This is a genomic window from Pseudomonas fluorescens group sp. (assembly GCF_020093335.1).
Classification (GTDB): Bacteria; Pseudomonadota; Gammaproteobacteria; order Pseudomonadales; family Pseudomonadaceae; genus Aquipseudomonas; species Aquipseudomonas petroselini.
This window is the reverse complement of the sequence record NZ_JAIOKW010000012.1, coordinates 28,822-43,442: the sequence shown is the minus strand read 5'-3', so window position 1 is coordinate 43,442 and position 14,621 is coordinate 28,822. Positions and strand designations below refer to the sequence as shown.

The 14,621-nt window shown below is 61.1% G+C and carries 9 protein-coding genes; 2 read left to right on the top strand and 7 right to left on the bottom strand.

The annotated features are described in order from the left end of the window. Nucleotides 1-11: 11 nt before the first annotated feature. Entirely contained in the window at nucleotides 12-1,421 is a 1,410-nt protein-coding gene (locus tag K7431_RS15055; protein WP_012722443.1) for an amino acid permease, read from the bottom strand. A 476-nt stretch (nucleotides 1,422-1,897) separates the two neighbouring features. Between K7431_RS15055 and K7431_RS15050 the strand changes: the two genes are divergently transcribed. Then, entirely contained in the window at nucleotides 1,898-7,129 is a 5,232-nt protein-coding gene (locus K7431_RS15050) for a hypothetical protein (RefSeq protein ID WP_012722442.1), read from the top strand. Between the two features lie 112 nt (nucleotides 7,130-7,241). Beyond that, entirely contained in the window at nucleotides 7,242-10,340 is a 3,099-nt protein-coding gene (locus K7431_RS15045) for a transglycosylase domain-containing protein (protein ID WP_012722441.1), read from the top strand. Between the two features lies 1 nt (nucleotide 10,341). Here K7431_RS15045 and K7431_RS15040 read toward each other — a convergent pair whose 3' ends face one another. The 6 genes from K7431_RS15040 to K7431_RS15015 form a co-directional block, all read right to left on the bottom strand. After that, a complete protein-coding gene (locus tag K7431_RS15040) occupies nucleotides 10,342-11,307 on the bottom strand; it encodes a fimbrial protein (RefSeq protein WP_012722440.1) in 966 nt (321 codons plus the stop codon). 67 nt (nucleotides 11,308-11,374) lie between these two features. After that, the gene (locus K7431_RS15035; protein WP_012722439.1) at nucleotides 11,375-12,346 is read right to left on the bottom strand and encodes a fimbrial protein; all 972 of its coding nucleotides are present in this window, start codon (nucleotides 12,344-12,346) and stop codon (nucleotides 11,375-11,377) included. A gap of 131 nt (nucleotides 12,347-12,477) precedes the next feature. Further along, nucleotides 12,478-13,026 (bottom strand): fimbrial protein, encoded by a 549-nt coding sequence (locus K7431_RS15030; RefSeq protein WP_012722438.1) that lies wholly within the window; start codon nucleotides 13,024-13,026, stop codon nucleotides 12,478-12,480. 11 nt (nucleotides 13,027-13,037) lie between these two features. Next, entirely contained in the window at nucleotides 13,038-13,517 is a 480-nt protein-coding gene (locus K7431_RS15025) for a fimbrial protein (protein ID WP_012722437.1), read from the bottom strand. 13 nt (nucleotides 13,518-13,530) lie between these two features. After that, nucleotides 13,531-14,025 carry a fimbrial protein gene (locus tag K7431_RS15020; protein ID WP_043204848.1) on the bottom strand — a complete coding sequence of 165 codons (495 nt, stop codon included), beginning with the start codon at nucleotides 14,023-14,025 and terminating at the stop codon, nucleotides 13,531-13,533. A 10-nt stretch (nucleotides 14,026-14,035) separates the two neighbouring features. Further along, nucleotides 14,036-14,614: a fimbrial protein gene (locus K7431_RS15015; RefSeq protein ID WP_012722435.1), complete on the bottom strand. Its 579-nt coding sequence runs from the start codon at nucleotides 14,612-14,614 to the stop codon at nucleotides 14,036-14,038. Between the last annotated feature and the right edge of the window lie 7 nt (nucleotides 14,615-14,621).

Genomic DNA, 14,621 nt, shown 5'->3' with positions numbered 1-14,621 from the left:
GGCGATAGGGCCTATCGGGCGGGCACGGTGGCTTGCGTCGGCTGCAACTTGAACACGTAGAACAGCACCGTCAGCATTACCAGGAACGCCGGCCCGACATAAAGCGCCACGCGCGTATCGGGGAAGTACGCCATCAGGCCCACAACCAGCACCAGGAACGCCAGGGCCAGGTAGGAACTGAGCGGGTACAGCCACATGCGGTACTTGAGCCCGTCACGTTCGGCCGGGCTCAAGCCACGACGGAACCTGAGCTGGGCCAGCAGGATCATCGCCCAGGTCCAGATCGCGCCGAAGGTGGCAATGGAGGTGACCCAGACGAAGACCTTCTCCGGCACCAGATAGTTGAGCAGCACGCCCAACAGCAAGGCAAAGATCGATAACAGCAGGGCCTTGCGCGGCACGCCATTACTGGAGGTGGTGCCGAAGGTGGCCGGGGCCTGGCCGTTCTGCGCCAGGCTGTAAAGCATGCGCCCGGTACTGAAGATGCCGCCGTTGCACGAGGACAGTGCCGCCGTGATCACCACGAAGTTGATAATGCCGGCCGCCGTCTTGATGCCCAAGCGTTCGAAGGTCATCACAAAGGGGCTGCCCTGGGTGCCGATTTCGTTCCACGGGTAGATCGACAAAATCACAAACAGCGCGCCGACGTAGAACAACAGAATGCGCCAGAACACCGAGCCGATGGCGCTGGGGATGGTCTTCTGCGGGTTCTTCGCTTCACCGGCGGTGAGGCCGATCATCTCCACGCCCAGGTAGGCGAACATCACCATTTGCAGCGACATCAGTACGCCTGTCACGCCGTTGGGCATGAAGCCGCCGTGGGCCCACAGGTTGGAAATGCCCAATGCCACGCCGTCATTGCCGAAACCGAACGCAATGATGCCGACACCGCCGATCACCATGGCAATGATGGTGACGATCTTGATCAGTGCGAACCAGAACTCGAACTCACCGAACGCCTTGACCGCGATGAGGTTGATGGTGCCCATGCTGATCAGGGCCGCCAGGGCCCAGATCCAACGCGGCGTGTCGGGGAACCAGACGCCCATGTACACCGCGACGGCAGTGATTTCCGCCACGCAAGTCACCAGCCACAGGAACCAATAATTCCAGCCGGTCAGAAAGCCCGCCAACGGGCCCAGGTAGTCTTGTGCATAGCGGCTGAAGGAGCCGGCGACCGGATTGTGCACGGCCATCTCGCCGAGGGCGCGCATGATCACCAGGATCGCCAGACCGCCGATGATGTAGGACAGCATGATCGCCGGGCCGGCCATTTCAATGGCCTTGGCCGAACCCAGGAACAGGCCGACACCGATACAGGCGCCGAGGGCCATCAGGCGGATATGCCGTTCGCCCAATTCGCGTTTGAGCGGGCCGCCCTGAGCGGTCTCGCCATGGGGCAGGGAGTTGCCAACTGGCATAAGGGTACAACCTCGTCTTGTTATTGGATGAACCACCGAACTTGCCGCCGTAAGACCGATAGGTCCGGGGCGACTCTGATCGGGCCTGAGGGGTAAACAGGCCCGTCCTGCAGGATCGGTGGGGCATGCAGTATAAAAACCCGAACGCGGGGCCTTTCACTCTATAAACGACTAAATTCAGCGATTAGTCTGGGCGAATGCACTTTCTACGAGAAAGCATGACCTGTGTTCAGACGTTTTCCAGGTGTTGCGAGGCGGGCGAGTATTGCACAGCCGCCGTGCAGCGTCATGCCCCTCGCCTGATCGGACGGGCCTGGCAAAAGGCTCTATTTCAGCCTGTTCAGCCCATCACACCGCCAACACCGAACTCGGCCACGGGTTGAGGCGCACCGTGCCGATACCGCTTCAAGCGCAGGCCCTTCACGATCAGCAATCCTCGATTGCCAGGACGGCAATGACACCGAAGGGACATCCTCATGCAAAACACCCTCGACGTACTCAAGCAGGGTCGGGCGCTGCGCCTGGCGGCCGATAACCGCTTGATAACCGCGCTGATCAATCACCTGGAATCCACCGACACCACCGCCTTGCGCATTCCAGAATGTTCGTCACTGGGCTGCTGGCTGCAGCTCTATCGCAAAGCGCTCAGCCGACCGAACGTGCAGGCTTGGCTCACACGACTGCCACTGGACCTGGCTGGCCTGAACGTGCAGCAAGACACCACGCAGCTGGCGCTTGGCGCAGAACAGGTGCTGAACTTTTACGGTTATCCACACCCCCGCCATCACGGGGAGCGCCGGGTGATCACCCAGGCGCTGGATCAACTGAACACCTTTGCCGACCCCAAGGTGGGCCTGAATGACAGCCTCAAGCGGTTGAACCAGGACCTGCACAAACTCGCCGACCGCCTGGGAAACCTGGTGGATGAAGACGATTTCAATCTGTTTTCCACCTACAAGACCTACCTCAAGCTCGAGTCCGGCTCGTTTTGGGCCACGACCCAGCAAGCCGGCGCAGCGCTGCTTACAACCCTTACCACCACGGCAGAATTCTTGGCGCTTGAGTCAGCGCAAGGCCTGCAACCCGGCATGTATGCGTTCGACCCCGCCACGCGCCGGCTCAGCGGCAAGAATGCCCTGGGCATGTTGGTCGACATCGGCATCGAACAGTTGCTGGCGTTGCCGCCCGAAGCCCAGCTGCAGCAGTTGGTCGACGTCGCCGAACAGCTCTGCACCCTTGTCCACCAGAGTGGCCTGTTCAGCGTTGCCCAACTCCTGCAGTGCCACGACCTGCCGGTGCCCGACACACCTGAGGAGGCCCGGGCACTGATCGACACCCTGCGCCAGTCGACGGCGCTGACGATGCTGCCCGTCGCCGACCTGGCCAACGCCGACATCGCCCTGATGCAACACCTGCAATGGCTGGCGCTGGATCACGACCGGGCGCTCATGGCCGAAGCGTTGAAGGCCCTGGTCCTGGGCAAGGACAGTGACAGCCTGATCGACACCGCCGGCGTGCCACTGACACCCGATCCAGACTCCAGCGCACGCCAGCCCGACAGCGCTCGCCATCCCGCCGTGAGTGCCCGCTCCGCTTGCGGCCCGTTCAGCCTCAAGCAGCTGTTGCACCACCATGAACTCGACATACCCGACACGGTGGCCGCCGCCGACGACACCCTGCTGAGCCTGCACATGAATCTGCCGAGGCCCCCTGCATTCGGTGACTACCACGCGCTGTTGAGCGCCACGGCTCGCTCGCCGGTGCAACTGGATACCGCCCAACGAAAAACCATTATCGAGACGATCAATACCGGGCGGCAGAACAACCGCCCACGCCTGCTCGATCGGCTATGCGGCGCCCTGCTGAACGGCAAAACGCCTGAGCAGATCCGCACACAGGCCGACGCTCTGCTCAAGCAACTGCTCGGCCTGGAGCCCGCGCGTGCGTTGGGCCAACAGCTGATCACGGCACTGCAGTGGTATGGGCAACACGCGGACGAATCCGCCGGCCAGACAAGCCTGGGCCTGCTGGTGCTGAGCGCACTGATCCTCGACCTTGACCCTGCGGCCGGTGAAGCAGGCTACGTGCCGGCCGGCTTCAACCTGGTCGCCGACGTGCACTGGGGCAAACCCCATGCCGACTTACGCCGTGAACTGGAACTGCACGTGATGCGCACCTGCAAGGTCTCGACCGCCGCCGCCCCGCTGGCGGCGCACTTGTTGCTGGCCGGCACCGCGCCGGAGTTTCTGGTGCAGGCATTGCCCGACACCCTGCGTTTTCGCACATCGATCGCCTGGATGACCTTCAAGCAGGGCGTGATGATTGCGCACGCACTGGCGCCTGGATCACCGCAGTACATGACCTACAACGACATGATCGCGCTGGCTGCGCAGCCGCCCAAGACCGTCCAGCAGCAACAGTGGCGCGCGTACACCGCCACCCGCACCTTGCTCGACTGGGCCATCGCCCAAGGCGAACTGCCCGAGCGCGAGAACGGTGAATACCTGACTGACGAGATCGACGCCCTTAAAACCCGCCTGATGCATCGCCTGCAAGCCTTGAAGGACGCGCTGATCACCGTTGCCAGCACACCGCCGAGTCGCCGCAGCATCGCCCTGGAGGATCTCAAACGGGTATTTCCAAAGCAGCCGTGGCTGGAAAAAGCCTGCCTGTGGCGCCCGGTTCCACCGCTGGCCGGCAGCAGCCTGCGCTTCCCGATGCACCATCATGATCGCGAGAACTACAGCCTGCATTCGCTGGTGGAATTGCACATGGACGGCCAGTTGGACGACAACCGGTGGGCGTCTATCGAACCGCAGCTGGACCTGGCGCAACTGCGTCTATCGTTTGGGCAATTAGGGGATATCAACGAACGCTTCGACACGGCCTTTGGCGCCTATATCGCGACGATGAAACAGGCCTACAGCACCACGATTGAAGACCTATTGGCGCAATTGCCCCTGGCTGATCGTTCGCACCTGCAACAGGCTGACCTGCAACTGTTGGTGCTGAAAAAACCACCTGGCAAGGACCTCGCGCTGCTGAGCAAGGAAGAAGAGCTCGCCCGTACCGCGCGGACGGGTGTGATCCTGCGCGCGACATCGCCCACCGGCATCGAGGAGTACGAGCTGTTCCCTCTGCTGAACCGCGTGCACAAGCGCGACGGCCCACCGTTGGCGTTTCGCCTGGGAGGCACGCCGATTTCGGCCACCACCGGCGGTGCCCACTCGACCCACCCCGTCACGCAGTTGCTGGTCGGCGATGAGCTGTCCGTGGACTGGGAAGCCTACGCCAATGGGCGCCCGCCGAGGCTGGGGATCCGTTCCAAGGTGATCATCGACCTGCTGTGGTCATCCACCCCGGCGCCGGACAACTCACTGCCGTCGACGGCGTTCACGTTTGGATCGTCGGTCAATCGCGCCATTGCCCACGCCATCGTGCAGCAACACTTCTTCCTCGAAGTCGACGGCTTGCGCGTGCAGGCCAGGGGCTCGACCCGGCACGAACACTTGCAGCAACGCTGGGATCGGTTGCTGGCCCGGCTTAAAAAACTCGTCCCGTTTTGGTCGTGCACCACCGACATCACCTCCGCAGACCTGCGCCGCGCCATCGATGGGGCCTATGGCTGTTTTATCGACCTGCTGGCCCTGCTGTTTCCCACCCAACAGTTTCTTACGGCCTCGCTGGCGATCTTGAAAAGAACCGTGCCGCTGCCGATCAAACTGATCCAACTGGGCCGCTTGAGCAGCGCCTTCCTCAATACCGTGCTGAACCCGCTGGACGGTATTCCCGGCCTGTTCAGGCTGGCCGGTAGCGGCGTGATCCGGCTGACGACCGAAGCAGGACGCGTGCTCGACACGGCGATCGGGCAAATTCAACGCAGCACCGCCAACGCGTTATGGCTGGATTACCCCACGTTGCTGGCCCGCGCCGACATCGGCAACGGCACGGTGCTGCGCGGGAGCGACTTCGTGCGTATCAACGCCCTCCTGCACAAAAACCGCTGGCACGCCTGCTCCCCCTTCAGCACCCGACCGTATGGGCCGCCGCTGGATAGTTTTCGCCTGGCCAGTGCCGTCGGCGTGATACCGATGCGCGCCGCCAATGGTTACCGGGCGTTGGTCACAGAACGTTTTTTCGCCACCCAGCCGCTGGTCATCCCGCGGTCGGAGGCCACCGACCTGCTGCACCAGAACCAACTGCTGCGCCTTGAGCACAAGGCCGTAACGCACCTGGACGATGTGCAATCACCCGCCTACTTTAGGGTCGAAAAAGGGCTGGACGCGGCTTGCCTCACCGGCCGAAAAAAACGCAGCCCGATCCCGTTGGTGTGCTTCACCAAAAGACTCTCCACGAGCCGCTCATCCATTCATCATCGCCGGGTCCAGGCGATTGAACATATCCGTCTCACCGCGGCGCCCGCTGTTGGTTCGGCCCCGCGACGACTGGTGTATGACCACCGGCTGTATGAGGCAATACCCTCGGGGAGCACCTTCGACCTCACGCCGGTGGCCCTGCCGCCGCTCTTGAAGTACAAGCCGAAAGTCACCGGCACCCTACTCGACGATGAACCGCAGTTCGGCCTGCCCAACGACCAATTGGATAACAAGCTCAGCCGCGAAACGCGGGTGGTTGAATTGCAGGCGTTGGTTGAGGGTGTGGAAGACAGCCGCGTCGTGCGGGCGATGGCGGTCGACCTTAATCCGCCAGGCACACTCCCCAACCCCCGCATTGTCGTAGAGGCCGATACAGGGATTTTCTATGAGGTGAGTCGCCGCGCGTCGGAGTGCAATCAGTTGTACTTCAGCCAAGGGGGCGAGCACGAACAACTGATCCGCGCATTCAGCCAGCGTAAACTCGACTATTTAACGGCGGCAGGTTATGTCCACAACCGTCCCCTGGTCACTCTGCCGACCCTGGAAGTGCTGTACGGACAGCTGGCTCGCCGAGATTTCAGCCCCCAAAAAATTGCGCGCCTTCGCCAGCAGGCCAGCACCTTGAGCCCGCTCAAGCAACGCGAGTTGTTGCTCAACGCAAGCGATCAAGGGCAACGCCTGCCGATCAGCATTGCAGCAAGGCCAATGCAACTGGAGAGTTGGCCACGTACCGCGTTCATTCAGGCTGCTGGCAGCGCAGAAAAACTCAACCAGTACCTGGCCCAAAAGGCGCACGCAAGCACCGTGGCCCTGGTGAAGAGCACCGGTATCGGCTCAGCCAATGTGGTGGGCACCGGCCTTGACGAACTGACCCGGCTGGACATCGCCGAGTCCTTGGTGATGTGGCAATACAGCCGCGTCGGCCATCCCAACTACACTGAGGTGATCCTCAAGACCGGCGCCGGCAATTGCGACCAGATGGCTCATGTCGCCCGAGAGCTGATCCGGGTTAACGGTGGCCACGCGCACATCTGGGGCATGAGCCCGCCCGCGCATGCCTTCGTGGTGGTAGGCGCACCTACCGCCACGCTGACACACACGCTGGACTTCAAGGAAGCAGGCTGGGCGGACCTGTGGATCTGCGACCCATGGGCGGCCATCGTCTGCCCGGCGCGGGACTACATGAAACTGCTCAATGAGAAAATGATCGCGTGGTCTCTGCAGGATATCTCGGTGTTTTTCAACGACCAGGGCACCTACCGCTGGGGCCAGGCCAATGACCAACACTGGCTGGCACTGCTCAATAATGGGTTGAAACACCCGTTGCCCTGACGCAACACGCGTTCCTCTATCGACATGCCATACAAAAACGCCGCTGCAATCGCCCGCCACCGTCTAAGCTTCAGACAAGTCCGATCAATCTGCGTGAATGGATCAATCGACTATGGGTGCTCTGTGGCAATCGGATTCGACCAAGGCTGCCGTTTCAGAAAGCAGTGTGGATCAGCCATCTTTGCCCAAAACGCCTGCACCTCGCCGTTTATGGCGACGGGTGTTCTGGCTGGTCCTGTTGATGGCCTTGATTGCCCTCGGCTTCGCCACCGCCCGGGAGGTACGCACCTCGGCCCTGCAAGCCCGCGAGCTCAGCCGCCTGGCCGCCAGCCTCACGTATACGCTTGAGCCCGGCCCCAGCGAGGCCATCGTTTACCCCGGTGCCGGGCCATTCGACAAGCGCCTGGGCTACAGCGCCCTCGGAGAGTTTTTGCCCCGGCTGCTTAAACGCGATTATCGGGTGCAGGCGCAAACCCGGTTCTCTGGCGCGTTGATGGAGTACAACAACCACGGTTTTTTTGTGCCCTATGCCGAAAAAACCCAGGCGGGGCTGTCCATCACCGATTGCCGGGCGGCGCCGTTGTACCAGTTCAACTACCCGCAGCAACTGTACGCAAGTTTCGATGCCATACCACCGTTGATGGTGCACAGCTTGTTGTTCATCGAGAACCGTGACCTGCTCGACCCCGAGCAGCCCCTGGCCAACCCAGCCGTGGACTGGCCACGTTTTGCCAAGGCAGCCTGGTCGCAGGTGGCGAAGCTGCTGCACCTGCCGGGGCAAACCGCTGGGGGCAGCACGTTGGCCACGCAGCTGGAAAAGTATCGCCACTCCCCCGACGGCCTGACGCTGTCCGGCGGTGAGAAAATCCGCCAGATGATTTCCGCCAGCGTGCGCGCTTATCAGGCCGGCCCACACACGTTACAGGCCCGACAGAATGTGGTGCGCGATTACCTCAACAGCGTGCCGTTGTCGGCAGTACCCGGGCACGGTGAGGTGCACGGCATGGCCGAAGGATTGCGTGTGTGGTACGGCGCCGATTTCGCCCAGGTCAACCAGGCGCTGGCCAGCACCGCGCACGATGCGCAAAGCCTGAAGCAACGTGGCCTGGCGCTGCGTGAAGTGCTGTCGCTGATGATTGCCCAGCGCCGCCCCTCTCACTACCTGAGCAAGGGCCGCGAGGAGCTGGCGCAGTTGACCGACAGCCATCTGCGCCTGCTCACGCAAAACGGCGTGATCGACTCGGCGTTGTCGGCGGCCGCGCTGGCCGCCAAGGTCACGTACCGCGACTGGCAACAGCAACCGACGATCCAACCGATTGAAACCAACAAAGGCATCAGCGTTGCCCGCAGCCGTCTGGCCGCCCTGCTCAATCGCCCGCTGTACGACCTTGACCGCCTTGATCTGTCCGCAACCAGTACCTTGCAAAGTGACTTGCAAGCCGAGGTCACCGAGTACCTCAAACACTTGGCGGACCCGACCTTTGCCGGTCAGATCGGCCTGATCGGCCCACGCTTGCTCACCGCCGACAGCACGCCGCAAGTGCGCTACAGCTTCACCTTGTTCGAACTGACTCCCGACAGCTCACGGGTGCGGGTCCAGACCGACAGCACCGACCAACCCTTCGACATCAACGAAGGCAGTAAGCTGGAACTGGGCTCTACCGCCAAGCTGCGGGTACTCACGACTTACCTGCAAATCATCACCGAACTGCATCAGCGCTATGCCGGGCAAACCCCGGCGGCCCTGAAAAAAGCCGAGATCAACGACCAGGACCGTCTCAGCCGCTGGGCGGTCGACTACCTGGTCCAGAACCCCGGCACATCGCTTGCCGCGATGCTCGACGCGGCCCTGGACCGCACGTATTCGGCCAACCCCGGCGAAAGCTTTTTCACCGGTGGCGGCCTGCATCACTTCCATAACTTTCGCAACGAAGACAATGGCCGCAACCCCACCCTGCGGGACGCCTTGCGTGAGTCGATCAACCTGCCGTTTATCCGCTTGATGCGCGACCTGGTGCGCTACAGCACCTACGCGGGGCCGAACAACAGCGCCGTGCTGCTCAAGGACGATGATGACCCCCGTCGCCAGGAATACCTGGCCCGGTTCGCCGACCGCGAGGGCACGACCTTCCTGCAAAAGTTCTGGAAGAAATACCAGAAAAAAGACACCCAGGCGCGCCTGGACACGTTTCTCGACAGCCTGCGGCCCACGCCGATTCGCCTGGCGGCGGTGCACCGCTACCTGTTGCCTGACGCCAACCAGGACACCTTCAACCGCTTCGTGCGCTCGCACCTGAACGGCGTCAAGCCCCAGGAAAAACTCACCGACGAGCGCCTGGCCAAGCTCTATAAGAGTTACGGCCCCGGCGCCTACGACTTGCCCGACCAAGGTTACATCGCCAAAGTCCATCCCCTGGATTTATGGCTGCTGGGCTACCTGCTGAACCACCCGCAAGCGACCTTCAGCGAGATCGTCAAAGCCAGTCAATTCGAGCGTCAGGAGGTGTACAGCTGGCTGTTCAAGAGCCGCCATCAAGGCGCCCGGGACAGCCGTATCCGGACCATGCTGGAGGTCGAGGCGTTCCTGGATATCCACCAGCGCTGGCAGGCGGTGGGCTACCCGTTTGATCACCTGGTACCGTCCCTGGCCACCGCCATCGGCAGTTCGGGCGACCGCCCCGCCGCGCTGGCAGAGTTGATGGGGATTATTCTTAACGATGGTGTGCGCGAGCCGGTGCTGCGCATCGACAGCCTGCAGTTCGCCACAGGCACGCCCTACGAAACCCGCTTGACCAACACCCCCGACCGCGGCAAACGGGTGATGCCTTCCGAGGTGGCCACCGCATTGCGCGGGGCCTTGTCCCAAGTGGTGGACGCCGGCACCGCCAAGCGGGTTTCCGGCAGCTTCAAACTGGCCGACGGCTCGCCCTTGGCCATGGGGGGCAAGACCGGTACCGGCGATAACCGGATTGAAGCCATCGGCGCCGGCGGGCGGGTGCTGAGCTCCAAGTCGATCAACCGCACGGCGACCTTTGTGTTCTACATCGGCGAACAGCACTTCGGCACACTCACCGCCTTCGTGCCCGGTGCCTCGGCGCAGCACTTCACGTTCACCTCGGCGCTGCCGGTGCAGGTGCTCAAGGGCATGGCGCCGATCCTGACGCCGTACCTGCAACCGGGTAGCCACTCACAGTGTGTGGCGGGGCCTTAGGTCATGGCACCCCCATCACCAGCACACCGCTGCCGTTGATGGGCCCGGCAGTGGGTAGGGAGCCCGCACGCCTGACCAGCGTAAAGGTCACATCATCGCCCCCCACACTGTTGTTGATTTGGGTGAGGAAGGAGCTGCCGACTCGAACCGCAGTCCCTGCACGAACAAGCGCCGTGCCTACATCTGGATTGGTCATCACCAACAGGCGTGAGTCGAACGACGAGGGGGTACCTTTGTAAGTAATGGTGATCGGCGAAGTAATCCCACCGTCCGGGCATGAGTAGCTGAGTCGCTGGTCACGGCGAATGGTGGTTGTCAGGGGATCGGTGCCTATTCCCCTCTGGTGGACGTTGCCGAAGTTGATCTCTATCGGGTTGTTATTGTTGATCGTGCACGCGGAGGGGGAAACCGTGAAGTTGTTGGCGGCGTTGTACCTCACATTGATCCGGGGCGAACTTGGGTCGTGGTTATTGGTGGCAGTGAGATGCAGGCGTCCGAGATTGTCGCCAATTCGAATATCGATCGGATTGGACGGATTGTTACGCACCAGAATATAGGGCGTCACATCGATCGGGTAACCTATAAAATTATCCGGCAGCGTGGATATGCGTATTCCATTCGGGATCGGAATATTTCGATGCGTTCCATTTATTCGTAGACCGGCGCCCTCGCTGCTGAATTTGGGACCCGGTATCCAGGGCGTCCCCGTTGCGCTGCCCGTTGACCAATAGTCCTCCCGCCAGGATGGGGTCTGCGTTCCTGGGGAAAACCTACAGTCAAGCCGTGCACCTTCCAACATGATCCGCGTACGATCGGCTGTCAAAGTAACGGTTACAGGGACCTGTAGAGGTAGTTCGCCGACTATTACTTGCCACCCTCCGCCATTTATTCGGCACTCCGCCGCACGCGCGGCCGTCGTAGCCCCCATCAGGACAAGAAGCGCGGCAACCCCAAATAGTCGGTTCATTTTGATCTCTCAGTGTGTTTCTAAGCAGACGCCATCCCACTCGTCCCTATTCGCGGTTCAGGCGGTGCTATGGCACCCCCATCACGAGCACACCGCTGCCGCTTATGGGCCCGGCGGTCGGTAAGGACCCCGCACGTCGCACAAGCGTAAAGGTCACGTCATCGCCCCCCACACTGTTGTTGATTTGGGTGAGGAAGGAGCTGCCGACTCGAACCGCAGTCCCTGCACGGACAAGCGCCGTGCCGACGTCAGGATTGGTCATCACCAACAGGCGCGAGTCGAACGTCGAGGGGACCCCCTTGTAAGTGATGGTGATCGGCGTGGTAATCCCACCGTCCGGGCATGAGTAAGTCAGCCGACGGTCGCTGCGCACGGTCGTTGTCAGCGGGTCGGTGCCTATCGCTCGCTGGTGTACGTTGCCGAAGTTGATGTCAATCGGGTTGTTATTGTTGATCGTGCACGTTGACGGCGAAATGGAAAAGTTATTGGCGGCGGTGTAGGTCACCGCAAGCGCCGAACTGCCGGAGTTGTAGTTGTTTGTCTGGTCGAGATTCAATCTTCCGAGCACATCCCCGATGCGAACGTCGATAGGGTTGGCAGGATCATTGCGTACTAGAATATAGGGCGTTACATCGACCGGGACGCCGATGAGATTGTTCGGCATGGTTGTCATTCGAATGCCATTCGGAACGGGGTTGTTGTAGTAACTTCCGTTTATCCGTAAGCCCGTGCCTTGGTTGGCAAATTTTGGACCGGGTACCCAGGCGGGTCCTACTCTGGCCGACGTCGCCCAGTAGTCCGTATACCAGGGTTGGCTCCCCCCAAAGCCGGAAAACCGGCACTCTAGCCGCACCCCTTCCAGCATGATTCGGGTTCTGTCCGCACCCAGTTGAACAGTGACGGGGACTTGCAGGTTTAGCGTGCCGCCTGCGCCTACAAATATCCACGGTCCGCCGTTCACACGGCAATCCGTTGCTCTGGCGGTCGTCGTAATACCTGTCAGGACCAGAAGCAGCAAGACTCCATATAGTCGTTTCATGTTGATCTCTCATTGCTCACTTAACGGGCACCGCACGACGAACATTCAGCCCGTGCGTTTAAGCCGCCCAGAAGCGAGTTGAAGTTTGTCTGAGGCTATTTTTTTCAGCCTATGAGTTTCGCTGTACCGCGTTACGGGTAGTCCAACGTGAACGTTGAGGTCACCCTATAGGCACCGTGCCCTATGGTTTGATCCTTGATGGCATTCGGTTCGCCCTGCACGTAGGCCTTGAGTTCAATGACATTGCTGCCATTACTCAGCACCTGTTCATCGCTGACGGTATTCACGGGCAACGGCTTATTGGCCGGTGTCTCCAGACCGATGCCGATGCCTGAGGCAATACTTCCACCATCCAGCGCGAACAAGCCGGGTAGCGCCATGTTTTCTCGCCCCCCGAGCGTGATGGTGACGGTGTTGCCAATACTGGTATCGCAGTCTTCCAGGTGCACCTTGAAGCCCTTTCCCTGCGTGCGCGTGTTGATATAGAGGTGCTTGCTGGTAACGTCCCAGAGCTCCAGGGTGATCGCCTCGTCACCCGGTCGGAGGGTGCAGGCTTCTTCAACCAGGTTGCCCTTGAAGGACAGGTTGTCCGCCGCCTGCCCCGTGGGGATCAAGCCGAAGGTGAGCAGTAATGCCAGCCCGACACAGGGCCAAGCCTTATGAACAATTGCAGGGTGCATAGACTCAACTCCTACTGGTATTCGGCCAACAGCGTGGCCACCGCCGTGAACCTTGCCGGGGCCAGGATTGCGCCTGGCCGTTTGACGGGTACGGCCTCCAACAGCGGCGGTGACGACAGGGCGATATCCAGTGGCGTATTGAGCAGGAACGGGGCGTTATTCTGAAAAATCCGAATGGCCAGGTCAGCGGCGCTGGTCTGCACCGCCGAGGCGTCATAAGCCGCTGGTGTTCCGTTAACGCTCAATTTCAGCTGCCACGGCAGCGTGTCGGCGCCGCAGGTAATGAGGTAACCAAGTGCCCTGCGGTATTTCACACCATCGACCTGCTTGACCCCGACATCGCCAAAATCGACTTCAATCGTGGTTCCCGCATTAATGGTGCAAGGGGGCGGCTCATTCAGTGTTCCGCTGAACGTCAGGTTGGCCGACGCGCCACTGCAAAAGCCGATGAAGCACAAGGCGAGCAACGCTCGCTGCTGCCGAAATGTCATGGATCGCTTCTCTTCATTGGTAATCGACCACAAGGGTGGCGGCGGCATCGAATGCACCTCCCGTCAGCGTGCTGCCCGCGCGCTTGACAGGTACCGCCTGCACGACCGGGAAGTTGGGGTAGGTAAAATTCACGGCCGTATTCAGAGGCCAGTCAGCGCCATTGATGAACAGCTTTACCCCAAGGTCGGGCTTGCGGGTCAACAGCACGCGACCATCAAACGAAGCCCCCGTGCCCCTGAGTTCCAGTGTCAACGCGTTGCTGAACGGGGAGTCACAGCTGACGGTATAGGGCACGCCCCGACGATAGTTGACGCCGTCGATCCGTGACGTCAGCAGGTCATTGCCGAAAGGCACATCGAGCGTACTGCCGTTGTTTATGACGCACGGCGGAGGCGCAATGATGACCGCACGGATGCTCAGATTGACGTCAGCCTGCACACCTTGACTGACCGCCCACAGTAAGCCGCCGCCGATAAGAAGGGCCCACGGGCCTTTTGACTTAGCCATTGTTCTGCCCTCACTCATATTTGAGCCTGAAATCAACGACGGCCCGAAAGGCCCCGCTGGTCAAAGGTGCGGAGGTGCGCGTGGGTTGGACATTCCAAGTCTGCGTGCTATTGCCCACAGGCAAGAACAACGGTTGGCCCCTTGAGCCCAGCTGTACGTCCCGCCCCAGGGCATCGATCATGCGCAAGCCCATCCCGGTGATGCCTTGAACTTTGAGCAGGCGTGCATCATCGGCATCGGCAAGTCCGACAAACATGACCGTCACCACCGGTTGATGCGCACTCCATGTCAGGTTCCCGGTGCGCTCATTGCGGATGCTGCCTGCGGTGCGTTGGCAGTCCTTGAAAAGCAGTTGGAATGCCTTGGCTGTCGCCTGATCGCCGGGCCGCTGGAGCTGGCTCGTCGACACGGCACCCAGGTCAATCGTCTGATCCATTGATGCCATCTCCAGGCTGCACGGAACTTCATGCATGGACCCGAGAATATTCAGCTTCCCGCTCATGCCTTCAATGTCCTCATCCTCGGCGTGCGCACTTCCCATCAAGACCAGTAACAGGCCGGCCCAGGCGCTTATACGTTGCGACTTCATGATGTTC